The sequence below is a fragment of the Micromonospora sp. NPDC049101 genome (assembly GCF_040648675.1).
GTDB lineage: Bacteria > Actinomycetota > Actinomycetes > Mycobacteriales > Micromonosporaceae > Micromonospora.
Genome location: NZ_JBEZED010000015.1, coordinates 40,478 through 65,322, shown reverse-complemented (window position 1 = coordinate 65,322; position 24,845 = coordinate 40,478). Strand labels below are relative to the sequence as shown.

Sequence of the window (24,845 nt, the reverse complement as noted above, 5' to 3'; positions counted from 1 at the left end):
AACGCAACGGGTACTTTGCGCGTCATTTACGCTGCCGACTTGGGGGTGCCCATGCCATTTCGGCGGGTTTCCGTGCCGTCGATCGATTCGGCCTTCGCGGTCTTCGACGAGCAGGACTCCGGTTGCCTGTCCTACGGGGTCGAGGAGGCGGGCCGGCGGTGGCTCGTCAAGACGGCCAGCACGGCCGAGGGCAGAGCTTCCCTCGACCGGGCCTGCGTGGTGCATGCCGCAGTCCGCCACCCAGTGATCGCCCGTCCAGAGCGGACGGTCCACGGACCGGCCGGGCCCACGCTCGTCTACCCCTGGTACGACGGCGACGTGTTGAACCACGCCACCGTGCACGGCGCGGACCGCAGCGGGCTCACCCGGTTCCAGCAACTCCCGCTGCCGCAGGTCGAGGCGGCCCTCGCCGCGATCCTCGACGCCCATCTCGCCGTCAGCGCCGCCGGCCTGGTCGCGGTCGACCTCTACGACGGTTGCTTCCTGTACGACTTCTCCGCCGGCCGAATGCGCTTGATCGACCTGGACGAGTACCGACCCGGACCCTTCCTGCTCGACGCCGAACGGCTGCCCGGCTCGCGGCGCTACATGGCACCGGAGGAGTTCGTCCGTGGCGCGGTGATCGACGAGCGGACCACCGTGCACCTGCTCGGCCGCACCCTGCACCACCTGCTCGGCTCGGAAGAGGGCTGGCGGGGCAACGACGATCAACGTCGCGTCGTGGACCGAGCCACCAAGGCCGCCCCTGCCGCCCGCTACGCGGACGTGCCCGCGCTGGTCCGCGCCTGGCGGCAGGCTCGGTGCCTCCCGGGATGCTCTTGTCGCCGGTCCGCGACACCCCGGCGCTGATCCTGCCGCTGCCGCTGCCGCTGCCGCTGCCGCTGCCGCTGCCGCTGCCGCTGCCGCTGCCGCTGCCGCTGCCGCTGCCGCTGGCGCTGCCGCTGGCGCTGGTGGCCTGGTTGTCCGCGGTCGGGAATACCGCCCGCAGTTTTCCGGGTCACGCCCAGTGCCGGCCTGCGGCGCGGCGGCGTACCCGCGTACCCGCGTGGCGGCGTGGCGGCGTGGCGGCGTACCAGCGCGGCGGTGCGGCGGCGTGGCGGTGCGGCGGCGGCGCGGGGGCATCCAGGGTCTCGGTGGTGGAGGGCGGAGCCGTCGCGTGGTACTGCCTGGATCCGGCTGCACGGCGACGGGGCGTTAAGCGCCGGCAGGTCGTTCCTATGTTCGCCGGTGGTAGTGGTTGCGGCGGGGGATCTGGTCGGGGTCGAGCCAGGCGGGTGGGATGAATTCGGGGTGGCCGTCGCCGCCAAGTCGCACGACCCAGTCGCTGTGGTGTAGGTGTCGGTGGTGGTGGCCGCAGAGCAGGACGGCGTTGGCCAGGCTGGTGGTGCCGCCGTCGGCCCAGTGTCGGATGTGGTGGGCGTCGCACCAGCGTGGTGGGCGGTCGCAGCCGGGGAAGGCGCAGCCCCGGTCGCGCAGGACGAGGGCGCGGCGCAGCGGGCCGGTGACGAGGCGGCGTTGTCGGCCGACGTCGAGTGGTTGGCCGGCGCTGCCGAGCACGGCGGGCAGGATCGCGGCGTCGCAGGCGAGTCGGCGCACCGTGTCGGGGGTGAGGTGCAGGCCGGTGTCGAGGGTGCCTGGGCCGAGTTGCCCAGCGAGGGTGTCGAAGGTGGTGGTGACGACGATTTGTGCGGGGTCGCCGCCGTGTTCGGGTAGGTCGGTGGTGCGCAGGGTGAGTCGGCAGAGGTCGGCGAGGGCGTCGTGGCGGCGTTGCCCGGCGCAGCGGGTGTCGTCGGGGCCACTGGGTGCGCTCAGTGGGTCGATGGCGGCGCGGAGCAGGCCTGCGGTTTCGGTGTCGAGGATGCCGGCGAGTCGCAGGCGGCCGTCGCTCAGCTCGGAGAGGGTGAGGTGGCGGTCGCGGTTGGCGCGGCGGGCCTCGGCTTCCAACGCGGCTTGGGCGGCGGCGTCGGCGACCTCCGGGGCGACGTGGTCGAGGATGCGGGTGCCGAGCTTGCGCAGGAGGGTGGGGTCGAACTGGCCGGCCCACTCGATGAGCACGCCGACGGCCTTGTCCGCTGCCTGCGCGTCGGCGCTCGTGTGCACGGTGGCGACGGTGTCGCCGATGACCCGGGCCTGGTCCACGGTGATGTCCCCGTTGGCCAGCGCCGCGCGTATCCCCGGGTTGCCGGTGTCCAGAGCGGCGGCGAGGTCGACCAGCCGGCGGGCGGTGGAGATGGTGAGGCGAAGTCGCTCGCGCAGCCAGACCGCTGTGCTGGACGCGCCCTGCGCGTGGGCGGTGCCGCGACCGTCGATCTCGCGGACCAGGGCGAGCTTCACGGCGGCGAGCCGTTGCTCCAGGCGGTGCGTAGCGTCGAGCGCGGCGATCAGCTCGTCCTCGGCGAGGGCCCAGACGGCGTCGTCGACACAGGCGGCAACCGCCTCGTCTGCCAGCGCCAACGCCTCAACCATGCCCAAAGACTAGAACGCCTGTACGACACTTTAGTCATCATGATCGATTGATGCGGGCGCCAGTGGGAGTCGTGCGGGCGGGCTCCGCTGCGGCTCGGGGCGCGCTGCCTGCCGGAGACAAGCGACGTGTGGGCTACTCCTGCGGCCGCTCGGGGTTGTGTTGCGGTATCAGCGCGAGCGGGCGTCCGTCCCGTCCGGACACGCGGACACCTAGACAGGCGCGGACAACGGAGCGGCACGGACAAGGAGCGGAACGGACAACCGGACCGGCGCGGCGGACAACGGAGCGGCACGGACAACCTCTGCGTTGTCCGGGCCGGCGTCCAGGTCCGCGCCTACTCGTGTCCGTTGTCCAGCCTGTCCGTGCGCGGGTTGTCCAGCCTGTCCAGCCTGTCCGCCGCTGACGCGGAAGCGCTTGGGCGGTCGGGGGCGCTGTCAGCCGCGCCGGATGAGGCCTGGGCCGGCGGCGATGTCGATGTCGCCGTCCTCTACGTCGTGGCCGGCGGCGCAGCGGAGGACCGCGCGGACCGGCTGGCCGCAGCCGTGGTGGGTGGCGACGACGGACGGGCCGGCGTCGTCGGCGGTCCAGGTGTCGCCCCAGTTGCGCAGGGCGGTGATGACGGGCAGGAGTTCGCGGCCCTTGCGGGTGAGCTGGTATTCGTGGCGGGTGCGTTGCCCCGGCTCGCGGTAGGGGATTCGTTCGAGCAGGTCGGCGGCGACCATTTCCTTGAGTCGGGCGGCCATGGCGGGTTCGCCGACGCCGACCCGGCGGACGAAGTCGTCGAAGCGGCGCGTGCCGAGCAGGGCCTCGCGCATGATCAGGACCGTCGACCTGCTGCCCACGATGTCCATGGCTCGGGCCACCGAGCAGTTCTCACTCGACCAGGAGTCGCGGTCGTCCCGGAGATCCTCCATGCCGTCAAGCCTACCTGACTTGCATAGTGGTTAGTCAGGTGCTTCACTGGAAGGCGCTGGCTTCGGCATGAGCAAGTCAGCTCGACGAGCCCCTGAGGAAGTGCAGTGACCAGCGACACCGCAGCTCCACCCGGATCGGCCGGCGCCGTCCGTTCCGCCGTCCGTGGCTCCCGTGCGGTGACCCTGATCGCCATGTGTCTGGGCGCGATGATCACGTTCCTCCAGATCACCGCGACGGTCTCCGCCCTGACCACGATCCAACAGGACCTGCGGGTCGACCCGACCACCCTGATCTGGGTGCCCAGCGCCTACACCCTGATGGTGGCGAGCGTGGTGCTGTCCGCCGCCACGCTGGGCAACCGCTACGGACGCAAGCGCATGTTCGGCGCCGGAGTCGTCGCGATGATCGTTGGCGCCGCCGTGGTGGCCGGCGCTCCGACCGTGGCCTGGGTGATCGCCGGCCAGCTGGTCGCCGGCCTCGGCGGGGCCCTGATCCTGCCGAACAGCCTGGCGATCCTCGGTGCGACATTTACCGACCCACACCGACGTACCGAGGTCATCACCGCATGGTCGGCGGCCTCCGGCGTCGGCCTCGCGATCGGCCCGCTCATCGCCGGCGCGCTGCTGCGGCACCACTCGTGGCACAGCGTCTACCTGTCGACGATCGTGCTCGGCGTGATCACCCTCGTCGTGGCCGCCATCGGGGTGGCCGAGTCCAGGCCGAGCGCCGACCGACTCGACGTACCCGGCCTGGTGCTGGGCACCGTCGCCATCGCCGCCGCCGTCTACGCGATGATCCAGGGCGGCAAGGACGGCTACGCCAGCCCGGTGGTGCTGGCGGCCTGGATCGCCGCGCTTGTCGCGCTTGTCGGGTTCGTGCTTGTCGAGCGGCGGGCCAGCGCGCCCATGCTCGACGTACGGCTGTTCCGGTCCGCGTCGTTCAGCGCCGTCACGGTCGTCGCCGCGGTGTCGCTGTTCGGCTTCACCGGCGTGGCGATCCTGCTGGTCCTCTTCCACGAACGTGCCCAGGCACTCAGCCCGCTGGACACCGGCTGGCGGATGCTCGTGCTCTTCGGCGCCTACGTGCTCGTCGCCTTCGGTGCCGGGCGAGTGATCCGTCGTACCGGCTTCAAGGCGCCCATCGCCCTCGGCCTGGTCCTCGGTGCGGTGGCCAGCTTCGGTCTGGCGACCCAGGGGCCGACCGCGTCGTTCGGTCACCGCTGGGCGCTGTTCGCGTTGTTCGGTGCCGCCAGCGGTCTGGTGGTGGCCCCGGCGACGGCGGCGGCGTTGGCCAGCGTCGCGCCCGCTCAGGCCGGCATGGCCGCCGGAGCGGTGAACGCCGCGCGCCAGGTCGGCTCGGTGCTCGGCTCGTCCCTGCTGGGCACGCTCCTGACCACCACGATGCTTGCCGACCTGCCCGACCGGCTGGCCGCGCACCAGGTCGGCGAACCCACCCGGACCGCCGTGCGGGCCGCGGTGGCCGCCGGTGCCACCGGCGACCAACCACTGCCCGATCCGGTACGCGCGGCGCTGGCCGAGGCACTGACCGCCGGCGTCCAGGCCGGGTTGCGCGTCAACGGCATCGTCTTCCTCGTCACCGCCGTGCTCACCCTCGCCCTGGTGCGCAACCGGCCGCACCAGCACTGAGGCCAGCCCGCCGACCCGCGCCGACCCGCGCTGCGAAGATCAGCCGATGGTGGTCAAGCCGTGGTCACGGCCGCGGTGACCTCGACCTCCAGCACCGCGCCGTCGAGGAAGAGCCGGCTCACCTCGACGGTGGTGCTGGCGGGCCTGGTCTGCCCGAAGTAGCGGTTGCGGACGTCCGCGTAGTCGGCCAGGTCGCCGAGGTCGGTCATGAACGTCCGGACGTGCAGCACGTTGGCGAAGGTGGCGTCGTGCGCCGCGAGCAGTGCGCTGATCAACTCGAAGATCCGTTCGGACTGCGTCCGCACGTCGCCGGGTGCGACCACCGCGCCGGCGTCGTCCACCCCGACCTGACCGGAGAGCATCAGCAGCGCGCCCCCCGGCAGGTCGAGGCGGGCGACGTGCGCGAACCGGTCGCCGAACGGCGCGGCGACAGTCGTCGGATTGTCCAGGGTCAGGTTCACTACTTCTCCTCGGCTGCGGCGGTGTCGGTGAGACGGGCGATGTCGTCCTGCGGATGGCGCGCGGCCGCCAACGCCGACGCGGCGGCGCGCAGCAGGGGCGCCGGCGCGTCGCCGAGCACGTCGAGGGCGAGCCGGGCGTCCTTGGCGGCCAGGGCGGCGGCGAACGCGGCGTCCGTGGCGGTCGCCCGGGCGACCGCGCCGCCGAGTGGCCCGGTGCCAAGTGCATCGATCGCGGTACGTCTGTCGACGCCGACGGCGTCCGCGACGGTGAGCGCGTCCGCGACTGCGGTGACCGCGGTGACCAGCGCGGTGTTGAGCACCAGCTTCAACGCGGCGCCCCGGCCGGAGCCGCCGCAGCGACGGACGGTGCCCAACGTCCCCAGCAGCGAGGCGACCCGCTCGACGACCGACTCTTCCCCGCCGGCCAACACCACGAGTCGGCCCGTCTCGGCAGCTACGGCACTGCCGGCGACCGGAGCGTCGACAAGCGGGACTCCCGCCGGCAGCAGCGTGGCCAGTTCGGCCACGGCCCGGGGGCCGATTGTGGACATCTCGATCACGGGGGTGCCCGGCCGCAGCGCCAGTGCCGCACCGGAGTCGACAAGCGTGTGCCGGACGGCTACCGCATCGGTGAGCATGGTGATCACCACGTCGGCGTCGCGGACCGCCTCGGCTGGGCTGCCGGCGGCGCGCGCCCCGGCGTCGACGAGCGGTGCCGTGCGGGCGGCCGTGCGATTCCAGACGGTGAGCCGATGCCCGGTGGCCAGCAGCCGACGGCCGATCGCGGTGCCCATCGTGCCCGTACCCAAGAGGGCGATCTCGTTCATATCGCCAACGCTAGGGGGCACTGAGCCATGCCACCAGCGACTGTTACGCATCGCTGCCATGCTGGGGAAGGATGGCAAGATGCAGCTGAACGCGCTCCAGGTCTTCCGTGCCGTCGCCGAGCACGGCTCCATCACGGGTGCGGCCCGCAGCCTGCGCTACACCCAGTCGGCGGTGTCCCGACAGATCGCCGCGCTGGAAGCCGAGACCGGGTCGCCGTTGCTGGACCGGCTGCCGCGCGGCGTCGCCCTGACCGAGCAGGGCCGTTGTCTGCTCGGCCACGCCGAGGCGGTGCTCGACCGGCTGGACACCGCCCGGCGGGACCTGGCGGCGCTGCGCGACCTGTCCGCCGGCCGGTTGCGGGTCGGCGCGTTCCCCACGGCGGTCGCCGCGCTCGTGCCACGTGCGCTGGCCAGCTTCAAGGCCGAGCATCCCGAGGTGGTCCTGTCGCTTGTCGAAGGGCTCACGCCCGGGCTGCTGGAGCGCCTGGTCGACGGCGACGCCGACGTCGCCGTGGTGAGTGCCGCGTCGGACCAGCCGCTCGACGGCGACCAGTTCGACCTGCACCACCTCGTCGACGAGACGCTTCTGGTGGCCGTACCCCGGACGCATCGGCTCGCCCACCGGCGGACCATCCGCCTGCGCGACCTGGCCGACGAGTCGTTCATCGCCGGCTCGGCGACCGCCGAGGAGACGCTGCTGCGAGCGACGCTGCCGGCGGGTTTTCGCCCGCGGATCGACATCGTCGCGGCCGAGTGGACCGGCAAGCTGGGCTGTGTCGCGGCCGGTCTGGGCGTCGCGCTGGTGCCGGCCCTGGCCGTACGCGCCGCTCCATCCGACCTGACTCTGCTCCGCCTGCACCCCGACGACGTCTCCGTCCGGCGGATCTTCGCCGCGACCGTCGCTGGGCGGAGCCGACCACCGGCGGTGCGGCGGTTCCTCACCCATCTGGACCGGGCGGCGGGCCTGAGCGAAGCGGGCGGATGACGCGGGCCGCCGTGCGGCGGCCCCCGTCCCGACGTCACCCGCCGATGGTGTCGAGTTCCTCGATCGCGTCGGCCGGCAGCTCCAGGTCGGTGGCGGCGAGGTTCTCCCGCAGGTGCGCCAGCGTCGAGGTGCCGGGGATCAGCACCGTGGTGGGGGAGCGCTGCAGCAGCCACGCCAGGGCGACCTGCTGCGGCGAGGCGCCCAGCCGGGTGGCCACGTCGTTGAGTGTGTCGGACTGCAACGGCGTGAACCCGCCGAGCGGGAAGAACGCGGCGAACGCGATGTTGTCCGCCGCGCACCTGTCCACCAGGGCGTCGTCCTGCCGGTTGGCGAGGTTGTAGAGGTTCTGGACGGTGACCACCGGGGCGATGGCCTGGGCCTCGGTGAGCTGGTCGAGCGTGACGTTGCTGAGCCCGAGGTGCCGGATCAGCCCCTCCTGCCGCAGCTCGGCGAGGGCGCCGAACTGCTCGGAGAGGGGATCGTCGCCGGTGCCCTCCGCCACACCGACCCGCAGGTTGACCACGTCGAGGACGTCCAGGCCGAGGTGTTGGAGGTTGTCCCGGACCTGGGCCTTCAGTTCGTCCGGCTGCAGCGCCGGGATCCAGGAGCCGTCGGCGCCGCGGCGCGCGCCGACCTTGGTGACCAGGTGCAGATCCTCGGGGTACGGGTGCAGCGCCTCGCGGATCAGCTCGTTGACCACCACCGGGCCGTAGAAGTCGCTGGTGTCGATGTGCCGGACACCGAGGTCGACGGCCTCGCGGAGCACGGCGAGCGCCTGCTCGCGGTCGCGGGGTGGGCCGAAGACACCCGGGCCGGCCAACTGCATCGCCCCGTAGCCCATCCGGCTCAGGGTGAGGCCGTCGGCGGGGGTCACGGTTCCGCCGGGAAGGTTCTCGCGCATGTCGTCCTCTATCCGTAATCGGAGTGGATATGCGTCGACTGTGCGTCGGTAGCCGGGGCGGCCGGCAGGGCGAGCTGTTCCTGGTAGTGACACAGCCAGTCACTGGGCCACCCGGCGATCTACCGTCGGTGTCATGGACGCGACGAACCCGCTCGGCGACTTCCTGCGTGCCCGCCGGGAGCAGACCCGGCCCGAGGACGTCGGGCTCGGCCCCGGCGTGGGCCTGCGCCGGGTGCCGGGGCTGCGGCGTGAGGAGGTGGCGATGCTTGCCGGCATCAGCGCCGACTACTACCTGCGGTTGGAGCAGGGTCGCGAACGGCATCCCTCGGTGCAGGTCCTCGATGCCCTCGCCGGGGTGCTCCGGTTGGACCCGGAGGCGACCGCGTACCTGATCGGGCTGAGCCGCACGCGGTCGCGCCGGGCGGTCCGACCGGCCGCGGAGCGGGTGCCGGCAAGCATCCTGCACCTGCTGCGGGAGCTCGACATGCCGGCCTTCGTGCAGAACCGCTACCTCGATATCCTGGCCTCGAACCCGATGGCGAGGGCACTGTCGCCGAACCTCGCCCCGGGTGCGAACCGGCTCCGCGCGGTGTTTCTGGACCCGGCCGAGCGGGAGCTGTTCCGCGACTGGCGGCAGGCGATGCAGAGCGTGGTGGGGCAGATGCGCGCCGACTCGGGCGGTGCCACCGATGACCCCCGGTTGACGGCGCTGGTGGGGGAGTTGTCCCTCAAGAGCGACTGCTTCCGCCAACTGTGGGCGCGCCACGAGGTGCGTCGACGGGAGGGTGTGGTCAGCCGGCTGCGCCATCCGGAGGTGGGTGACCTCGACCTGTACTGCGACAAGCTCGCCGTTGCCGGCGCCGACGGGCAGCTTCTGGTGATCTACCACGCCGAGCCCGGTACGGAGTCCGCGCGTTCACTGGCGCTGCTCGGCTCGATCGCCGCCAGCACCCGGGCGGACGACATCCCGGACAGCCTGCGGCCCGGTGATCCGGCCCGGCTCTACCCCCTGGAGTGAGCGACACCCCCTGGAGTGAGCGACCCCGGGGCGCTCCGGCGGATTCGACAGGCACTCGACGGGCCCTCCACTTGACGACACTTGTTTGTGAGTGCACACTTACTAACATGCGATCGACTGCCGAGGCCCGCCGGATCACCGTTCTGAACGCCGCCGTGTCGGCGTTCGCGCGCACCGGCTTCCACGCCACCCCGGTCACCGCCGTGGCCGCTGCCGCCGGCATCTCCGAGGCGTACGTCTTCCGGCTCTTCGCCGGCAAGCTCGGGCTGTTCGTGGCGGCCGCCGACACGTGCTTCGAGCGGATCGCCGCGGCGATCGAGGCCGGGGCCGAGCGTGCCGCCGGTGGCAGCGCGGAGGAGATCCTCGACGCGATGGGCGGTGCCTACGCGGAGCTGATCGCCGACCGCGATCTGCTGCTGTTCCAGGTGCAGGCGCAGGCCGTCACGGACATTCCCGAGATCGCCCAGGTGGTGCGGGCCGGCTACCGGCGGGTCGCCACCTTCGTGCAGGACCGCTCCGGCGCCAGTGACGCGCAGGTGCAGCAGTTCTTCGCGTACGGCCAGCTCTGCCACCTGATCGTCACCGCCGGCCTGGACCAGGTCCCCGAGCCGTGGGCCCGCGCGCTGACGGCGGGCATCCGCCACCCCTGACACCCGACCACCGAACCCCGGGCCGCGACGGTGGCCCACCTTTTTACCCCGCGAAGTGTGTGAGTGCACACTTACAAACCAGGAGGTTCCCATGACCACCGATGCGATGATCACCGAAGTGGTGCTGCCCGGCGTGGTGGAGCCCGACGGGCTCCAACTGCACCGCCGCGCCATGCCCACCCCGGCCCAGGGGCAGGCGCTCGTCCAGGTCGAGGCCACCGGCATCTCGTTCGCCGAGCAGCAGATGCGCCACGCCCGCTACCCCGGCCAGCCGAAGTTCCCGTTCGTACCCGGCTACGACCTCGTCGGCACGGTCCGGGCGGTCGGCCCCGGTGGCGACGACTCGCTTGTCGGCACCCGGGTGGCGGCGGTCACCAAGACCGGCGCCTGGGCCACGTACGCGCTCGTCGACATCGACGCCCTGGCCCCCGTACCCGTGGATCTGGACCCCGTCGCCGCCGAGACAGTCGTCGTCAACGGCGTGACGGCGTGGCAGATGTTGCAGAGTGCCAACCCGCGGGCCGGGCAGACCATCCTCGTGCACGGCGCGAACAGTGGCGTCGGGAGCGTACTCGTCCAACTCGGACGCCACCTCGGCCTGCGGGTCATCGGCACCGCGACCGAACGGCACCACCCCGGGTTGCGTGACCTCGGCGTCGAACCGCTGGACTACCGTGACCCGGACCTGGCCGCGCGCGTCCGTGCGCTGGCGCCGGGCGGTGTCGACGCCGTCTTCGACCCGATCGGCGGCCCGGGTGTCCGCACCTCGTACGGCCTGCTCGCCCGTGGCGGCACGCTCGTCGTCTACGGCAACGCCGCCGCCGTGGGCACCGGCCAGTCGGTCGTGTGGGTCTTCGTGAAACTGCTGGCCCGTCTCTACACCTGGAACGCGCTGCCGAACGGCCGCCGGGCCGGCTTCTACAACTTCTGGGCCGGTCAGCTCACCCGCCGTACCGCCTTCCGGCGTCGCCTGCGCACCGACCTGGGCATCGTGCTCGACCTGCTGCGGCAAGGGGTGATCGTGCCGCAGATCGCCGCCCGCTACCCGCTCAGCGAGGTCTCCGCCGCCCTGGTGTTCGCCGAGGCGCGCAGCCGGGCTGGCAAGGTGGTGCTGGAGCCCTGACCTGCGGATCCAGTCCGCCGGGCGGCGCGTTCCGGCCGGCCCGGCGGCCGGTGCGTGTGCGCCCGCGCACCCCGAGGGCGTACGGTGGACCTGTCGCCCGGGATCCCGGTGGCCGCCAGACGCCGTCGCCACCAGCCCAGTCAGGGGCGTAACCGATCGTCATCCCCATCGCCGCGACGGCTGGTCGTGTTGTTGATCGCCGGCCCCGTCCCGGCTGTCGGGTTCGCTGGTCATCGCAACCCGGACGGCCGGTGGGCCGGCCCCACCGCCGTTCGTGCGAGTGACCGTTCTGAACGCCTTAACCAGGGGAGCACCAGATGAGGATCGCCAGGCACAGGATCGTCAGCGCACTTCGCGACCGGGGTCAGCAGGCCAGGGCCGACTGGGTCGAGCGCGAGCTGCCCGAGCGGGTGGACCCGGCGAAGCACACCGGCCTGCTCGCCACCCTGCACCTCGACCCGGCAGACCTCGCCGACGCGCCATCTCCGTGAGGGTTGCCCTGCTCGGACCGGTCGCCTGGCGTACGCCGCCACACCACTACGGCCCGTGGGAGCAGGTGACCGGCCTGCTCGCGGAGGGCCTGGCCAGCCACGGCGTCGACGTGACGCTCTTCGCGACACTGGACTCCGTCACCTCCGCGAAACTCGACGGTGTCTGCCCACGGGGGTACGCGGACGACCCGGACCTGGACGGCCGGGTGTGGGAGGCGATGCACGTCTCCCACGCGATGGCCCGCTCGGCCGAGTTCGACCTGGTGCACAGTCACCTCGACTGGCTCCCGTTGGCGTTCGCCGAGCACTGCCGTGCCCCGCTGCTGACCACGGTGCACGGCTTCTCCGGCGCGGAGATCCTGCCCGCCTACACCCGAGCCCGCTCGTCGTACGTGTCGATCTCCGACGCCGACCGGGCACCGACGCTCGACTACGTCGCCACGGTCCACCACGGCGTCGACGTCGGCGGACTACCGTTCACCGGCGACCCCGGCCCCGGGCTGGCCGCCTTCGGCCGGATCCACCCCGACAAGGGCACCCACACCGCGATCGAGATCGCCCGGCGGGCGGGCCGACCCCTGACCATCTGCGGCATCGTGCAGGACGAGCGGTACTTCGCCGAACAGGTGGCCCCGCACATCGACGGTGACCAGGTCGTGTTCCTCGGGTCGGTGGGCCCGCGGCGCCGGGCGGAGGTGCTGGGTGACAGCACCGCACTGTTGCACCCGATCGCCTTCGACGAACCATTCGGACTGTCGGTGGTGGAGTCGATGGTCTGCGGCACCCCGGTCGTCGCGTACCGGCGGGGGTCCATGCCCGAGGTCGTCGACGACGGGGTGACGGGCTTCCTCGTGCACACCGTCGACCAGGCCGTCGACGCGGTCACCCGGGTCGCCGACCTGGACCGGGCGCGGTGCCGGGCGCAGGCCCTCCAGCGCTTCAGCGCGGACCGGATGGTCACCGACTACCTCGCCGTCTACGACCAGCTCGTCCACGGCTGAACCAACTCGCCCCGCCGGTCACACACGCTGACCGGCGTGCGCCGTTCCCGCGTGAGGCTCGCCCCGTACTCCGGCGAGGGCCGACAACCGGAAAGGCCCGACGTTTCATGCCCAGCTACGGATTCCTCAGCACCCACCCACCGACCCGGTGTGGACTGGCCACGTTCAACTCCGCCCTCGCCGCCCAGTTGACCGCCGACGGCACGCGCGGTGGCATCGTCCGCGTCACCGACCACGGCGACGACCAGCGGCCGGTGCCCGGTGTCGTGCACACCTGGTCGGCGCTCACCCCGGCCGGTTGGCGGGACGCGGCGGCCGCCCTGAACACCTTCGACGTGGCGATCGTCCAGCACGAGTACGGCATCTACCCCGGCACCGACGGCGAGGACGTCCTGCCGCTGCTGCGGCGACTCACCGTGCCCAGCATCGTGGTCCTGCACACCGTGCTCCGCCAGCCCACCGCCCGGCAGAAGTCCCTGTTGGAGCGGATCGTCGCCACCGCCGGGGCGGTCGTCACGATGACCGACACCGCGCGGGACCGGCTGCTGATCGGGTACGCCGTGCCGCCGGCCAAGGTGACAGTCATCCCGCACGGCGCCGCCGAACTGGCCGGCGTACCCGTCGAGCGGCGTACCCGCCCGCACCTGCTGACCTGGGGGCTGCTCGGCCCCGGCAAGGGCATCGAGTGGTCGTTGCGGGCCCTCGCGCGGTTGCAGGATCTGGAACCGACACCCACCTACACGGTGGCCGGCCGGACCCACCCGAAGGTGGTCGAGCACCACGGCGAGGCGTACCGGGCGGGGCTGCACCAGCTCGGCGCCCAGTTGGGCGTCGCGCACGCCGTCGACTACCAGGACGTCTACCACGACCAGGAGGCACTGGGCCGGTTGATCCGCTCCGCCGACGTGGTGGTCCTGCCCTACGACTCCCGTGAACAGGTCACCTCCGGCGTACTCATCGAGGCGGTGGCCGCCGGGGTGCCCGTCGTGGCCACCGCGTTCCCGCACGCCGTGGAGCTGCTGACCGGCGGGCCGGGTCTGGTCGTACCCCATCAGAACCCGGCGGCGCTGGCCGCGGCGATCCGGCGGGTCCTGACCGAGCCGGGCCTGCCGGCGCGGCTCGCCGGCCGGGTCCGGCCGCTGGCCGCGCACCTGCGCTGGCCGGCGGTGGCGGCCCGGTACGAGACGCTCGCGGAGCAGCTCAGCGAGGCCCGCCCGCCAGCGGTCACTGCGGTGCCGGCATGACCGCGACCACCGGCCGGCCCCGAACAGCCACGCGGGGACGCGTGGTGACGGCGCCCCCGCCGAGCTTCGCGCACCTGATCCGGCTCAGCGACGACACCGGTCTCTTCGAGCACGCCCGGCACGCCATCGTCCGTCGCGAGCACGGCTACTGCACCGACGACGTGTCCCGCGCCCTGGTCGTCGTCAGCCGCGAGCCGGAGCCGAGCGAGGAGCTGATCCGGCTCGCGGAGCGTTACCTCGCGTTCCTGACCCACGCGCAGCACGCCGACGGCGCCTTCCACAACCGGCTCGGGCACGACCGGCGCTGGGCCGACGAACCAGGGCTCGGCGACTGGTGGGGTCGGGCGCTGTGGGGCCTGGGCACGGCCGTCGCCCGCAGCCCCGCGTCCTGGGTACGGGAGGAGGCGCTCGTCGCCTTCAGCCGGGGGGCGGGCCGGCGCACCCGGGCACCGCACGCGATGGCCTTCGCCGGTCTGGGCGCGGCCGAGGTGCTCCGCCGCCACCCGGGTCACGTCACCGCCGCGTCCCTGCTGGCGGACGCGGCCAGCACGGTCGGCCCGGCGGGCTCCGACCCGCGCTGGCCGTGGCCACGGGAGCAGCTGACCTACGCGAACGCCGCCCTCGCCGAGGTGGTCATCGTCGCCAGTCAACTGCGCGAGGGCGGCCCACCCCTGGACGACGGCCTGCGGATGTTGGCCTGGCTGCGCGACGTCCAGCTGCGCGACGGGCGGCTGTCGGTGGTGCCGGTCGGCGGTTGGCGGCACGGCGCCGTACGGCTGCACCACGACCAGCAGCCGATCGAGGTCGCCGCGCTCGCCGACGCCTGTGCCACGGCGGCCACTGTCACCGGCGACCCCGGGTGGGACGACGGGGTACGGCAGGCGGTCGGCTGGTTCCTCGGCGACAACGACCTGGGCACGCCGATGTGGGACCCGGCGACCGGCGGCGGCTACGACGGGCTGACCGCGCACGGACCCAACCTCAACCAGGGCGCCGAGTCCACCCTCGCGCTCATCTCCACCCTGCAACACGCCCGGCGGTGGTCGTGACCCGGAGTCTGGCCGTCCGGCAGGAGGTCACTCTCACCCCGGACCCCGCCCGGGTCATCGTCAAGCTCTTCGTGCCGGGGGAGGACGCCGCGGTCGTCCGCACCCGGGCGCGGGCACTCATCGACCGGGTCGCGCGCCTCGACGACGAGGAAGCCGGCCGGCTGTTACGGGACACCTTCGACCGCTTCGGCGCCCGGCACCGCGACCTGGCCGGCACGTTCCACCACCACTACGACCTCGTCCGGCACCGTGCCGCCCGGGCTGGGGACCTCTCGCCGACCAGCCGGCTGCTGGTCGGCGCCTACTTCAGCCACGAGTACGCCGTCGAGGCCGCCGCCCTCTGCAACCCGTCCATGGTGGCCCACCCGGACCAGACCGGTCTGGGCACCGGGCAGTTGCGCGTCGCGGTCAGCCTGCGCCAGATCGGCGAGGGTCACGTGTCGTCCATCGGGTTCGCCACCGCGGTCCTCGGACCCGGGCGTCAGCTCACCGTCGCCGACCGGGCCGGTCCGCTGGCCGTCGGGCAGCGGACGGGCGTACAGCACCGCCGGGACCTGCTCGTCGCCGGCCTGGCCGAGGAGGACTACGACAACGAGGTGACCGCCACCGTGCTGGACGCCCTGCCCGAGCGGTACGACGAGGCCACCTTCGAGCGGGTGCTCGGCGCCCTGCCACCCGATCTGCTCTCCCGCAGCACCGGGTTGGGCACCCTCGAACAACTGCGTCGTACCAACGCCGGCAGCTACGCCACGGCCTTCCCCGCCGACACGCCGCTGCACCAACGGGTGCTCTGGCCGGCCACCCCGGCCGAGAGCAACGGCATGGAGGACGCGCGGTTCGTCCGGTTCGTCGACGAGTCCGGGCCGGTGTACCGGGCCACCTACACCGCCTACGACGGCCGGAGCATCGCCACCCGCGCCCTGGTCAGCAGCGACCTGCGCCGCTTCGAGACGACCCCGATGCGCGGGCCGGGTGCCCGCAACAAGGGGCTCGCGCTGTTTCCGCGTACGGTCGGTGGCCGGCACCTGGCGCTGTGTCGCGCCGACGGCGAGACCATCGGCCTGACCGTCCTGGACGGCGAGAACCGTTGGCAGGCACCGATCCCGCTGCACGGCCCGCGGGACAGCTGGGAGTTGATCCAGGTCGGCAACTGCGGATCTCCGATCGAGACCGACGCCGGCTGGCTCGTGCTCACCCACGGCGTCGGGCCGATGCGCCGGTACGCGATCGGCGCGCTCCTGCTCGACCTGGACCGACCGGAGCGGGTCGTGGCGCACCTTCCCGGTGCGCTCCTGTCGCCGGACGAGGACGACCGGGACGGGTACGTACCCAACGTCGTCTACTCCTGCGGGGCGCTCATCCACGACGGTGCGGTGTGGCTGCCGTACGGGGCTAGTGACTCCCGGGTGGGTTTCGCCACCGTGCCGGTAGCTGCCCTCCGCGCCGCGATGGTGGAGTCTCCGCCAGCGGCTGGGCGGGACGGATGACGGTTGGTGGTGCTGCCCCGGCGGCCGGATGGTCACCGGCCGCCGGGGCACCTCGGTCAGGAGTCGGTCGTCCGACGCCGGTAGAGGAGCAACAGGGCCGCGCCGCTGGCGACGGCGACGCCGCCGATCCCGGTCAGGACGGGCACCAGAGCGCTTCCGCCGCTGCCGCCGGTGACGGGCAGCCTCGTGCGGGTGGGCGTGACCGTGGGCTGGCCGGTGGGGTTACCCGTGGGCTGGCCGGTCGGTGTGCCCGTGGGCTGGCCGGTCGGTGTGCCCGTGGGCTGACCGGTTGGTGTGCCCGTGGGCGTCCCGGTCGGGGTTCCCGTCGGGGTTCCCGTCGGTGTGCCGGTTGGTGTTCCGGTCGGTTGGGTGGGCGTGCCCGTCGGCTGGAGGCAGACGGGGGCGTTGATGGTGTTGGTGTCGAGAGTGACGGCACTGGTCCGGGCCAGGGCGCGGCCCTGGAGGGTGGCGCCGGTGGTCATGGTGATCGATTCCTGGGCCAGGATGTTGCCCACAAACCGGGTGCCCGTGCCGATGGTGGCCGAGCTGCCCACCTGCCAGTAGACGTTGCAGGGCGAGGACCCGTTGATGAAGACGACGCTGCTGCCGGACGCGGTGACGAGGGTGGAGTCGATCTGGAAGATGAACACCGCCGCCGGGTCGCTCTGACTGTTGAGGGTCAGGGCTCCGGTCAGTTGGGCGGCGGCGATGCGGTACACCCCGGGGACCAGCGTGGTGCCACCCAGTTCCGCGGGTAGGTTGGTGAACGGGGTTCGGCCGGCGGCGTCGTTGTAGGCGGTGGTCAGGTCGTTCTTGGCCTGCAACGCGACGGCGTCGCCGAGGTGCGTCTCGCCGCCGACGAGGCCGGGCGGGAAGCCGGTCGCGGCGCTGCCGGGGCTGACGCCGAGGTCCTGGGCGAGGAAGGTCGGCCCGGTGTTGGTGACCATGGAGCCGGCCAGCACGGAGTAGTTCGCCGCCGTACCGAGGTCGACTGGTGCCTCGGCGGCGCTCGCGCCGGTGCCGCTGAAGATCAGGACGGCGACGGCTGTGCCGCTGGCGGCGACGGCCGCCAGGGCGGACATTGCCGCGCGTCGTCGATGGTTGAGTAGTTTGGTTGTCACGACGTGCCCTTTCGCGAAGGCATCTCACCAGACGCCGGTTGTGCAGCGGTTGGAAACCACGCCGCACGATGGGATTGCTCAATCGGACTTTTGCACACCTAATACGCAATAGTCGCGAAACGACTGAGATGGCTGTGACGCCTGGGACGAAAGGGCACCCGACCCGCCGGGAGTAGGTGATCGGCGGGCGAGGAACGCGGCGGGGCAAGGTAGCGTCACCGCACGTCCTGCCGTGGCCGTACGGTTCGGAGCGGACCGGGGGAGGTGGAGCGTGGGCGACGTCGGCGAGATGGTGCGGTGGCTACAGCTCAACGCACCCCGGGGTGGCCCGGACGAGCTGTCCCAGCTCGTCGCCCGGGCGGCTCCCGCCATCGACGCCACCGAGATCGTGATCTACCTGGCCGACTACACGCAGTCCCTGCTGGTGCCGCTGCTCGGCGCCGGTCTCGTCCGGGACGAGCTGTCGATCGAGACGACCCTGGCCGGCCGGGCCTTCACCAGCCTGGAGATCCAGCGCGCGCCCGACAACCCGGATCGGGTCTGGGTGCCACTGCTGCTCGGGTGTGAACGGATGGGCGTGCTGGAGATCGTCTCGCCGCTGGCCGCCGACGTGGCCATGGACGGGCCGGCCTGGGAGGTGGCGGTCAACATCGCCCAGATCCTGGTCAACCGCCGGCTCTACGGTGACGTGGTCGAGCGGATGCGGCGGCGTCTCCCGATGCAGGTCGCGGCCGAGATTGTGTGGGGCCTGCTCCCGCCGCTGACCTTCGCCACCGACGACCTGGTGGTCACCGCCATCCTCGAACCCTGTTACGACGTCGGTGGCGACATCTTCGACTACGCGCTGAACGACGACGTGCTCAGTGTCGGGCTCTTCGACACCTGTGGCCATGGCATCAAGGCGAGCACCCTGGCCTCGCTGGCGGTCAGCGCGTACCGCAACGCACGCCGGTGTGGCCTCGACCTGGTCGACACGGCGATCAGCATCGACAGGTGGGTGCGTTCCGAGCACCCGAACTTCTTCGCGACCGGGCTGCTCATGGAGTTGGACCATCGGACCGGCCGACTGAGCATGATCAACGCGGGTCACCCCGGTGCGATGCTGCTGCGCGACGGCAAGGCCATTCGGGAGCTGCCGGGGCCGACCGCGTTGCCGCTCGGCCTGGGCCACCTGTCGGCCCGCCGCCCGCGGGTACACGTGGAGGACCTGCACCCGGGCGACCGCATCCTCGCCTACACCGACGGCATCACCGACGCGCGCAACGCGGACGGGGAACAGTTCGGGCTGGACCGGCTCGTCGACTTCGTCAACCGCACCCTCAACGACGGGTTGCCCAGCCCGGAGACGATGCGTCGCCTGGTCCGCGCCGTCGTCGGCTACCAGGACGACAGGCTCGAGGACGACGCGACCGCCCTCTTCGTGGAGTGGCGACCGCCGCACCTGCCGCTCGCGCACCTCCGCGACCTCGCCGCCCGGTCCTGACCGCGCACAGTGGGATTTTGCACTCCCAGTGCACTTGTCTCGGTCGGGAGGGCTGTCTAGCGTCAGCTCATGGCCGACTCATGGACCTTCGCCGTGGCGCGTGACGACCTCGGGCAGACCACTCTCGTCGATGGCACCCCGCCCGCGGTGGCCGACGGCGAGGCGCTGCTGCGGGTGGACCGGGTCGGCCTCACCGCCAACAACGTGACCTACGCGGTGCTCGGTGACGCGATGCGCTACTGGGAGTTCTTTCCGCCGGCGTCGGTCGGGCTCGGGCCACAGTGGGGCCTGCCGCCGCTCTGGGGCTTCGCCGAGGTGGTCACGTCGACGGTCGAGGGCGTCGAGGCGGGGCAGCGGGTCTACGGCTACCTCCCGCCCTCCGGCCACCTGTTGGTGCGGCCGAGCCGGGTGGACGCGTCCGGTTTCCGCGACGCCAGCCCACACCGGGCCGAGTTGCCGTCACCGTACAACGCGTACCGGTCGACCACCGGTGACCCGGCGTACCAGCCCGACCAGGAGGATCTGCTGATCCTGTTCCGACCGCTGTTCTTCACCTCGTTCATGCTGGCCGACCAGGTCGTCGACAACGACTTCTACGGCGCCGAGGCGCTGCTGCTGTCGTCGGCGTCGAGCAAGACCGCGTACGCCGCCGCGTTCGAGCTGCGCGGTCGCGGGCCGCGCCTGGTCGGGCTCACCTCACCCGGCAACCTGGCCTTCACCCGGTCGCTCGGCTGCTACGACGAGGTCGTCTCGTACGACGACATCGGTGCTCTGGACGCGGTGCCGACCGTCTACCTCGACCTGTCCGGCGCACCCGCGACCCGCGCCGCCCTGCGCCGGCACCTCGGCGACCGCCTCGTCCGGGACATCGCGGTCGGGCTCACCAACCAGACGCCGAACGCCGACGCCGCCGAAGAGGTGTTCTTCGCGCCGGTGCAGATGCGCAAGCGCGCCCAGGACTGGGGCCGGGCCGGCCTCGACCAGCGGTTCACCGACGCCTGGCAGCGGTTCACCGCCATCGTGAGCGGGTGGCTCGACGTCCAGGTCGGTGCCGGGCCGGATGCTCTCCGGCGCGCGTGGCTCGACGTCCTCGGCGGTCGTACGCCGCCACGGGTGGGTCACGTCGTCCAACTCTGAGCAGGCGAGGGCGGTGCCAGCCTCAGAACGCGCTGTGGTCGAGGTCGGCGAGGTGGTGCCGCAGCGCCGCCAACGACCGGGTGATGAGTCGGGAGACGTGCATCTGCGAGACGCCGACCCGGTCGGCGATCTGGGCCTGGGTCAGGTTGCCGTAGAAGCGCAGGGTCAGGATCTGGCGTTCGCGCTCCGGCAGCGTGGCGAGGGCCGGGCCGAGGGCGACGCGGATCTCGACGAGGTCGAACTCGTGGTCGTCGCCGCCGAGGGTGTCGCCGAGCTCCCGACTGCCGTCGGCCCCGGCCGGGGTGGACAGCGACGTGGCCCGGTAGGCGCGGGCGCCCTCCAGCCCTTCCAGGACGGTCTCCTCGGACAGGTCGAGGTGCGACGCGATGTCGGCCACGGTCGGCGAGCGACCAAGGGTCTGGGTCAGCGCGTTGTTCGCCGCGCTGATCGACAGGCGCAGCTCCTGGAGGCGGCGGGGCACGCGCACCGCCCAGGTGCGATCCCGGAAGTATCGCTTGATCTCGCCGATGATCGTGGGAATGGCGTACCCGCTGAAGTCGACGCCCCGGCTGTGGTCGAAGTTGTCCACGGCCTTGATGAGCCCGACCGAGGCGGTCTGGGCCAGATCCTCGTCGGGTGCGCCGCGTCCGGAGTAGCGGCGGGCCAGGTGCCGGGCGAGCGGCAGCCACGCCTCGATGGCGCGGTCCCGCAGGGCCGGGCGGTGCGGGTCGTTCGCGTCGGTCGTCGCCAGGGCGGCCAGGAGGTCATCGGGGCTCTGGTCGCTGCTCTGTTGCTCGACGCGGGTGCTGGTGGCGGTGCCGACGATGCTGGCCATGGGGATGCCCTTCCCAAACCTGCCCGTCGATCGGATCGACCGGAAGATCTCCGAACCGGCCTGTCGCCGGAGCGCACATACGGGCGAAGATGCGCTGTCGCAAGGCCACGATCACGGGCCTCGCCACCGCGTCATGTCGTTCACTTGATGACCCGGACCCTACCCGAAAGGCTTATTAATTACTAGCCAAAAGTATGAGTGGGCCGGAGCCCGCCGGATCAGCCGCGGCGGTTGCTGTCGTCGCCGGCGGCCGGACTCTGCGGGGCAGGCTGCACCGCGAACGGGTGGCGCAACCGGCGCATGGCCTCCTCGCTGTCGTCGAAGGTCACCACCGACCCGTCGGCCCCGTCGGCGGTCGACGTCGCGAGGAACAGGGCGGGTCGAGCGTTGTCGTTCGATGTCATGCAGGATCCTGTCTTCGGTGAATGGAGAGCGTCCGGGCCACGGCACTCGCGCCGTGCGACCTCGGGACGGTGCGGCGCGCACAGGGGCGCCCGATCAGGGTGTCTCGTGCACGGGCGAACGCCCGGCGACACCGACACCCCGCACCATACCCGGCGTCGTCCACCCGCACGCACCGCCGACGCCCCCCGGTCGCGGCGGACCCCCCGGTTGCCGAGAATTTCGGTAATCCGACCCGTCGGTGCCAGTCTCCGAACGTGAGGGCGGTCAGCGCACACTGCGCGGGTCCGCGCGGATGAGCACCTGAGGAGTGACAGCCATGCCGTCAGCCGGTCGAGCACTACCCGATGTCGGGTTGGTCGTCGCGGCCCGACAGGGCGACCAGCGCGCCCTCGACGACGTCGTCGCGGCCTCGCTCCCGTTGGTCTACAACATCGTCGGGCGTGCGCTGCGGGGCCACGCCGACGTCGACGACGTCGTCCAGGAGACGTTGGTACGGGTGATCCGGCACCTGCCCGCGCTCAACGACCCGGCCGCGTACCGGTCCTGGCTGGTGGCGATCGCCATTCGCCAGGTGCGCGACTGGGAACAGCGCCGACGTGCCGCGCTCAACCGCGACGCCGGGCTCGACGTCATCCACAACGTGCCCGACCCCGCCTCCGACTTCGCCGGCATGACCATCCTGCGGCTCGGTCTCACCGACCAACGACGCGAGGTCGCCGAGGCGACCCGCTGGCTCGACCCGGATGATCAGGAGTTGCTCTCGCTGTGGTGGCTGGAGGAGACCGGCGAGATCACCCGCAACGAGGTCGCCGACGCGCTCAGCCTGTCGCCCGGACACGTCGCGGTGCGGATCCACCGGATGAAGGAGCAGATCCAGAGCGCCCGCGGCGTGGTCCGCGCGCTGCGCGCCCGCCCTGGTTGTCCGGACCTGGTGGCCGCGACCGCCGACTGGGACGGCACTCCCAGCCCGCTGTGGCGCAAGCGGCTGGCCCGACACGTCCGCGACTGCGCGTTCTGTGGCCGGCTGGGCACCACCCTGCTGCCGATCGACCGGCTGCTCGCCGGACTGCCGATGCTGCCGTTGCCGGCGGATCTCAGCGCCCACTTCCCGAGCGCGGCGGCGTCTCCGGCGGGCGCGCAGGCCGTCGGGCACCAGCCTGCGACGGCCGGGCACGCCGCCGGGCAGAGCCCGGCCGGTGGTGTGCCCACCGACGGGGGCGGCGGTCCGAGCGCTCTCGACCTCGCGGTGAACCGGCCTCGTGGCCTGCTCCCCTCTCTCGCCGTCGGGGTGGCCGCGGCCGTTCTCGCCATCACCACGGCGGTGGTGATCCTGCCGGATGATCCATCGGCACCCTCGTGGGCCGCGCCGCCGTCCGCGGCGCCCACCGCAGTCGCCGCACCGAGCGTCCCGCCGTCGCCGAGCGTCCGACCGTCGTCGAAGGCCCCGGTCGTCCCGGCGGTCAGCTCCGCCCGCAAGGGCGTCGGGGTGTGGAACTTCGCCGGGGCCAGTCAGGCGCTGGCGAACTCGAAGGCCGGCTGGTACTACACGTGGGGCACCCAGCATCCGGGGATCAGCACGCCGCGAGGCGTGACCTTCGTGCCCATGATCCGTGGCGCGGAGAACGTCACCGCCGCCGAGTTGGCCCGGGCGAAGGCGGCGGGGCCGGACCTGCTCACCTTCAACGAACCGGACCTGCCCGAGCAGGCGAACATGACAGTCGAGCAGGCGCTGGACCTGTGGCCGCAGCTGATGGCGACGGGCAGCAGGCTGGGCAGCCCGGCGGTGGCGTGGGGCGCACCGGATCCGCAGGGCTGGCTGGACCGGTTCATGACCGGCGCCCAGGCCCGGGGCCACCGGGTGGACTTCGTCACACTGCACTGGTTCGGCGCCGACTTCACGAGCGCCACCGCCGTCGACCAACTCCGGCAGTATCTGCAGGCTGTCTACCAGCGCTACCGGAAGCCGATCTGGCTTACCGAGTTCGCCCTGATCCGCTTCGACTCCGGCCGTCAACAGTTCCCGAGCCAGGAGCAGCAGGCGGCCTTCCTCACCGCGGCCACCGCCATGCTCGGTCAACTGCCCTACGTGCAGCGGTACGCCTGGTTCGGTCTGCCCGCCACCGGCCAGGACCGATCCGGGTTGTTCACCGACGGCACCGAGGCGACAGTCGTCGGCCGCGCGTTCCAAGCCGCCCGGTGAGCGGGGGCGGACGAATGGACGAGCACCAGACCGGCGGCGAGCGCCAGGGGTTCACCGCCCACGCCTGGCGGATCGTCGGCGTCGCCGTGACCCTGGTCGCGACGGCGCTGGCCGTCGGTCTCACCCAGGGTTGGAGCAGCTCCGACCGGCCGCCCACCGCCGGGTCGGCCGCTCCGGTGCCAACCGCGCCCGTGCTGCTCAACGGCACCGACGACGCCTTCCTCCAACTGCTGATCCCGATGAACGAGGGTGTGCTCGCGTTGCTCGAGCACCTCGACACCCGGCCGGCAGAAGCGGACCCGTCGCTGCGGGCCCTTCTCGGCGAGGTCCGGGAGGCTCATCAGGCGGAGTTGCGGGACCTCCGGGGGCTGCTGGCCGCGGGCAACGTTCCGGAGCTGAACATTCACGAGGGGCACCAGATGCCCGGCATGGTCACCGACGCCAGTCTCGCCGAGTTGCGCGGCGCGCCGGACGCCGAGGTGCCGGCCCGGGCGGCTGCCCTGCTCCGAGCGCACCTCGCGCAGACCGTGGTGCTGTGCCGGGGTGAGCAGACCGCCGGTGGGAGCCCGGAGCTGAAGGCGCTCGCCGGCCGGATCCAGCAGGCGCGCACCACCGAGCTGAGCACCCTGGACAGGCGGCCCGGCGCGCCCGAGACAGCGCCGGTCAACTGAGCATGCCGTCCACCGGACCGGCCGATGCGGGCAGCTGACCTGCACGCCGACATTTCCACGTCGCGGGCGTCACGTCGTGCGACGCACCGCGCCGACACGTCGGACGTCGCCCGCCCTGCTCGGCGTGCGACGCACCGTACGCGGGGAACGTGGCCGCCGGACGCGTTCGTCTCGACACCGACGGCGGGTTGGCGCGGTGGCCATCGTCGCGCGGCCGGGCGCGCCGCCGTGGCCGCCTCGATCCTGACGGTCAGCGTCGGATGGCTGCTCGCGATCCTCGCCGCACCACACGTCACCCTCTCGCCGGGTTGGCGGATGGTTGCCCTCTTCTGCCACCTGACCTGCCTGGTGGTGGGCTTCGGCGCGGTGCTGACGGTGGACTGGTTCAGCCTCCGCTGGCTGCTACGCCGGGAACCGCTCGGCACCGTGCTGACCGCCGCACGGGCCGCGCACCTGCTCATCTGGCTGGGCCTGGTGGGTCTGCTCGCCAGCGGCGCCGCCCTGGGCCCGGACACGTCGTCCGGGCTGGTCTGGGTCAAGCTGCTCGCGGTGCTGCTGGTCGGGGTCAACGGGCTGTTCCTCGGCCGGGTCCGGGAACGACTCGTCGCGGTGCGGGGCCGTCCACCCTGGTCCGCCATGCTCCCCGGCGTCGCCGCCGCCACCCTCTCCCAGCTCGGCTGGTGGACCGCTACCCTCGTCGGCTTCTGGAACGCCAACAGCTGACGCCG

25 protein-coding genes are annotated in these 24,845 nt (G+C 72.4%); 17 read left to right on the top strand and 8 right to left on the bottom strand.

Features of this window, described 5'->3' with window-relative positions:
- The first annotated feature begins 72 nt into the window (after positions 1 to 72).
- The gene (locus AB0B57_RS21465) at positions 73 to 849 is read left to right on the top strand and encodes a serine/threonine protein kinase (RefSeq protein ID WP_357072378.1); all 777 of its coding nucleotides are present in this window, start codon (positions 73 to 75) and stop codon (positions 847 to 849) included.
- Complete coding sequence (locus AB0B57_RS21460) at positions 813 to 1,283, top strand: hypothetical protein (protein ID WP_357072761.1); 471 nt, start codon at positions 813 to 815, stop codon at positions 1,281 to 1,283. The genes AB0B57_RS21465 and AB0B57_RS21460 overlap by 37 nt, the downstream gene beginning before the upstream one ends.
- Here AB0B57_RS21460 and AB0B57_RS21455 read toward each other — a convergent pair.
- Both AB0B57_RS21455 and AB0B57_RS21450 read right to left on the bottom strand, forming a co-directional pair.
- A complete protein-coding gene (locus AB0B57_RS21455; RefSeq protein ID WP_357072375.1) occupies positions 1,216 to 2,466 on the bottom strand; it encodes a DUF222 domain-containing protein in 1,251 nt (416 codons plus the stop codon). The genes AB0B57_RS21460 and AB0B57_RS21455 overlap by 68 nt on opposite strands.
- Positions 2,467 to 2,901: 435 nt before the next feature.
- A complete protein-coding gene (locus AB0B57_RS21450; RefSeq protein ID WP_357072372.1) occupies positions 2,902 to 3,381 on the bottom strand; it encodes a helix-turn-helix domain-containing protein in 480 nt (159 codons plus the stop codon).
- A 105-nt stretch (positions 3,382 to 3,486) separates the two neighbouring features.
- Here AB0B57_RS21450 and AB0B57_RS21445 point away from each other — a divergent pair, with 105 nt between their 5' ends.
- Entirely contained in the window at positions 3,487 to 5,028 is a 1,542-nt protein-coding gene (locus tag AB0B57_RS21445; RefSeq protein ID WP_357072369.1) for an MFS transporter, read from the top strand.
- A gap of 53 nt (positions 5,029 to 5,081) precedes the next feature.
- Here AB0B57_RS21445 and AB0B57_RS21440 read toward each other — a convergent pair whose 3' ends face one another.
- Both AB0B57_RS21440 and AB0B57_RS21435 read right to left on the bottom strand, forming a co-directional pair.
- On the bottom strand, positions 5,082 to 5,489 hold the full coding sequence (locus AB0B57_RS21440) for a RidA family protein (RefSeq protein WP_357072366.1): 408 nt from the start codon (positions 5,487 to 5,489) through the stop codon (positions 5,082 to 5,084).
- Positions 5,489 to 6,316, bottom strand: a complete 828-nt coding sequence (locus AB0B57_RS21435; protein ID WP_357072363.1) for an NAD(P)-dependent oxidoreductase — start codon at positions 6,314 to 6,316, stop codon at positions 5,489 to 5,491. Before AB0B57_RS21435 ends, AB0B57_RS21440 begins: the two co-directional genes overlap by 1 nt.
- A 79-nt stretch (positions 6,317 to 6,395) precedes the next feature.
- On the opposite strand from AB0B57_RS21435, the gene AB0B57_RS21430 reads away from it, so the two are divergent.
- Positions 6,396 to 7,301, top strand: coding sequence for a LysR substrate-binding domain-containing protein (locus tag AB0B57_RS21430; RefSeq protein ID WP_357072360.1), 906 nt, complete (start codon positions 6,396 to 6,398; stop codon positions 7,299 to 7,301).
- Between the two features lie 34 nt (positions 7,302 to 7,335).
- Here the strand turns inward: AB0B57_RS21430 and AB0B57_RS21425 are convergent, their stop codons facing one another.
- Positions 7,336 to 8,202: an oxidoreductase gene (locus AB0B57_RS21425; RefSeq protein WP_357072357.1), complete on the bottom strand. Its 867-nt coding sequence runs from the start codon at positions 8,200 to 8,202 to the stop codon at positions 7,336 to 7,338.
- A 133-nt stretch (positions 8,203 to 8,335) separates the two neighbouring features.
- Between AB0B57_RS21425 and AB0B57_RS21420 the strand changes: the two genes are divergently transcribed.
- The 8 genes from AB0B57_RS21420 to AB0B57_RS21385 all read left to right on the top strand — a co-directional run bounded on the left by AB0B57_RS21420 (position 8,336) and on the right by AB0B57_RS21385 (position 16,265).
- Entirely contained in the window at positions 8,336 to 9,220 is an 885-nt protein-coding gene (locus AB0B57_RS21420; RefSeq protein WP_357072354.1) for a helix-turn-helix transcriptional regulator, read from the top strand.
- 107 nt (positions 9,221 to 9,327) lie between these two features.
- Positions 9,328 to 9,870: a TetR family transcriptional regulator gene (locus tag AB0B57_RS21415; protein WP_357072352.1), complete on the top strand. Its 543-nt coding sequence runs from the start codon at positions 9,328 to 9,330 to the stop codon at positions 9,868 to 9,870.
- A 91-nt stretch (positions 9,871 to 9,961) separates the two neighbouring features.
- The gene (locus tag AB0B57_RS21410; protein ID WP_357072349.1) at positions 9,962 to 10,993 is read left to right on the top strand and encodes a medium chain dehydrogenase/reductase family protein; all 1,032 of its coding nucleotides are present in this window, start codon (positions 9,962 to 9,964) and stop codon (positions 10,991 to 10,993) included.
- Between the two features lie 317 nt (positions 10,994 to 11,310).
- Positions 11,311 to 11,484 (top strand): hypothetical protein, encoded by a 174-nt coding sequence (locus tag AB0B57_RS21405; RefSeq protein WP_167454736.1) that lies wholly within the window; start codon positions 11,311 to 11,313, stop codon positions 11,482 to 11,484.
- The gene (locus tag AB0B57_RS21400; protein ID WP_357072346.1) at positions 11,481 to 12,485 is read left to right on the top strand and encodes a glycosyltransferase family 4 protein; all 1,005 of its coding nucleotides are present in this window, start codon (positions 11,481 to 11,483) and stop codon (positions 12,483 to 12,485) included. Before AB0B57_RS21405 ends, AB0B57_RS21400 begins: the two co-directional genes overlap by 4 nt.
- A gap of 107 nt (positions 12,486 to 12,592) precedes the next feature.
- The gene (locus AB0B57_RS21395; protein WP_357072343.1) at positions 12,593 to 13,729 is read left to right on the top strand and encodes a glycosyltransferase; all 1,137 of its coding nucleotides are present in this window, start codon (positions 12,593 to 12,595) and stop codon (positions 13,727 to 13,729) included.
- Positions 13,726 to 14,778: a glycosyltransferase gene (locus tag AB0B57_RS21390; RefSeq protein WP_357072340.1), complete on the top strand. Its 1,053-nt coding sequence runs from the start codon at positions 13,726 to 13,728 to the stop codon at positions 14,776 to 14,778. Before AB0B57_RS21395 ends, AB0B57_RS21390 begins: the two co-directional genes overlap by 4 nt.
- Positions 14,775 to 16,265, top strand: coding sequence for a glycoside hydrolase family 130 protein (locus tag AB0B57_RS21385; protein WP_357072336.1), 1,491 nt, complete (start codon positions 14,775 to 14,777; stop codon positions 16,263 to 16,265). Before AB0B57_RS21390 ends, AB0B57_RS21385 begins: the two co-directional genes overlap by 4 nt.
- Before the next feature lie 56 nt (positions 16,266 to 16,321).
- On the opposite strand, the gene AB0B57_RS21380 is transcribed toward AB0B57_RS21385, so the two are convergent.
- Positions 16,322 to 17,386, bottom strand: coding sequence for an ice-binding family protein (locus tag AB0B57_RS21380; RefSeq protein WP_357072334.1), 1,065 nt, complete (start codon positions 17,384 to 17,386; stop codon positions 16,322 to 16,324).
- A 271-nt stretch (positions 17,387 to 17,657) separates the two neighbouring features.
- Between AB0B57_RS21380 and AB0B57_RS21375 the strand changes: the two genes are divergently transcribed.
- On the top strand, positions 17,658 to 18,869 hold the full coding sequence (locus tag AB0B57_RS21375; protein ID WP_357072331.1) for a PP2C family protein-serine/threonine phosphatase: 1,212 nt from the start codon (positions 17,658 to 17,660) through the stop codon (positions 18,867 to 18,869).
- Between the two features lie 69 nt (positions 18,870 to 18,938).
- The gene (locus tag AB0B57_RS21370) at positions 18,939 to 20,006 is read left to right on the top strand and encodes a DUF2855 family protein (protein WP_357072328.1); all 1,068 of its coding nucleotides are present in this window, start codon (positions 18,939 to 18,941) and stop codon (positions 20,004 to 20,006) included.
- 22 nt (positions 20,007 to 20,028) lie between these two features.
- On the opposite strand, the gene AB0B57_RS21365 is transcribed toward AB0B57_RS21370, so the two are convergent.
- Both AB0B57_RS21365 and AB0B57_RS21360 read right to left on the bottom strand, forming a co-directional pair.
- On the bottom strand, positions 20,029 to 20,841 hold the full coding sequence (locus tag AB0B57_RS21365; RefSeq protein WP_357072325.1) for an RNA polymerase sigma factor SigF: 813 nt from the start codon (positions 20,839 to 20,841) through the stop codon (positions 20,029 to 20,031).
- 218 nt (positions 20,842 to 21,059) lie between these two features.
- Entirely contained in the window at positions 21,060 to 21,245 is a 186-nt protein-coding gene (locus AB0B57_RS21360; protein WP_357072321.1) for a hypothetical protein, read from the bottom strand.
- Positions 21,246 to 21,562: 317 nt separating this feature from the next.
- On the opposite strand from AB0B57_RS21360, the gene AB0B57_RS21355 reads away from it, so the two are divergent.
- Genes AB0B57_RS21355 through AB0B57_RS21345 form a run of 3 tightly spaced genes read left to right on the top strand, consistent with a single transcriptional unit; the run spans position 21,563 to position 24,840 of the window.
- The gene (locus AB0B57_RS21355; RefSeq protein ID WP_357072318.1) at positions 21,563 to 23,446 is read left to right on the top strand and encodes a sigma-70 family RNA polymerase sigma factor; all 1,884 of its coding nucleotides are present in this window, start codon (positions 21,563 to 21,565) and stop codon (positions 23,444 to 23,446) included.
- A 14-nt stretch (positions 23,447 to 23,460) separates the two neighbouring features.
- A complete protein-coding gene (locus tag AB0B57_RS21350) occupies positions 23,461 to 24,117 on the top strand; it encodes a DUF305 domain-containing protein (protein ID WP_357072315.1) in 657 nt (218 codons plus the stop codon).
- Between the two features lie 24 nt (positions 24,118 to 24,141).
- Positions 24,142 to 24,840, top strand: a complete 699-nt coding sequence (locus AB0B57_RS21345) for a hypothetical protein (RefSeq protein WP_357072312.1) — start codon at positions 24,142 to 24,144, stop codon at positions 24,838 to 24,840.
- The last annotated feature ends 5 nt before the right edge of the window (positions 24,841 to 24,845 follow it).

Excerpts from the sequence above, each read along its gene's own strand:
- AB0B57_RS21450 (WP_357072372.1), bottom strand. The coding sequence starts at position 3,381 with ATGGAGGATCTCCGGGACGACCGCGACTCCTGGTCGAGTGAGAACTGC.
- AB0B57_RS21365 (WP_357072325.1), bottom strand. The coding sequence starts at position 20,841 with ATGGCCAGCATCGTCGGCACCGCCACCAGCACCCGCGTCGAGCAACAG.
- AB0B57_RS21420 (WP_357072354.1), top strand. The coding sequence starts at position 8,336 with ATGGACGCGACGAACCCGCTCGGCGACTTCCTGCGTGCCCGCCGGGAG.
- AB0B57_RS21350 (WP_357072315.1), top strand. The coding sequence starts at position 23,461 with ATGGACGAGCACCAGACCGGCGGCGAGCGCCAGGGGTTCACCGCCCAC.
- AB0B57_RS21390 (WP_357072340.1), top strand. The coding sequence starts at position 13,726 with ATGACCGCGACCACCGGCCGGCCCCGAACAGCCACGCGGGGACGCGTG.
- AB0B57_RS21415 (WP_357072352.1), top strand. The coding sequence starts at position 9,328 with ATGCGATCGACTGCCGAGGCCCGCCGGATCACCGTTCTGAACGCCGCC.
- AB0B57_RS21455 (WP_357072375.1), bottom strand. The coding sequence starts at position 2,466 with ATGGTTGAGGCGTTGGCGCTGGCAGACGAGGCGGTTGCCGCCTGTGTC.
- AB0B57_RS21405 (WP_167454736.1), top strand. The coding sequence starts at position 11,311 with ATGAGGATCGCCAGGCACAGGATCGTCAGCGCACTTCGCGACCGGGGT.
- AB0B57_RS21435 (WP_357072363.1), bottom strand. The coding sequence starts at position 6,316 with ATGAACGAGATCGCCCTCTTGGGTACGGGCACGATGGGCACCGCGATC.
- AB0B57_RS21395 (WP_357072343.1), top strand. The coding sequence starts at position 12,593 with ATGCCCAGCTACGGATTCCTCAGCACCCACCCACCGACCCGGTGTGGA.
- AB0B57_RS21425 (WP_357072357.1), bottom strand. The coding sequence starts at position 8,202 with ATGCGCGAGAACCTTCCCGGCGGAACCGTGACCCCCGCCGACGGCCTC.
- AB0B57_RS21360 (WP_357072321.1), bottom strand. The coding sequence starts at position 21,245 with ATGACATCGAACGACAACGCTCGACCCGCCCTGTTCCTCGCGACGTCG.
- AB0B57_RS21430 (WP_357072360.1), top strand. The coding sequence starts at position 6,396 with ATGCAGCTGAACGCGCTCCAGGTCTTCCGTGCCGTCGCCGAGCACGGC.
- AB0B57_RS21370 (WP_357072328.1), top strand. The coding sequence starts at position 18,939 with ATGGCCGACTCATGGACCTTCGCCGTGGCGCGTGACGACCTCGGGCAG.
- AB0B57_RS21410 (WP_357072349.1), top strand. The coding sequence starts at position 9,962 with ATGACCACCGATGCGATGATCACCGAAGTGGTGCTGCCCGGCGTGGTG.
- AB0B57_RS21345 (WP_357072312.1), top strand. The coding sequence starts at position 24,142 with ATGCGGGCAGCTGACCTGCACGCCGACATTTCCACGTCGCGGGCGTCA.
- AB0B57_RS21355 (WP_357072318.1), top strand. The coding sequence starts at position 21,563 with ATGCCGTCAGCCGGTCGAGCACTACCCGATGTCGGGTTGGTCGTCGCG.
- AB0B57_RS21460 (WP_357072761.1), top strand. The coding sequence starts at position 813 with ATGCTCTTGTCGCCGGTCCGCGACACCCCGGCGCTGATCCTGCCGCTG.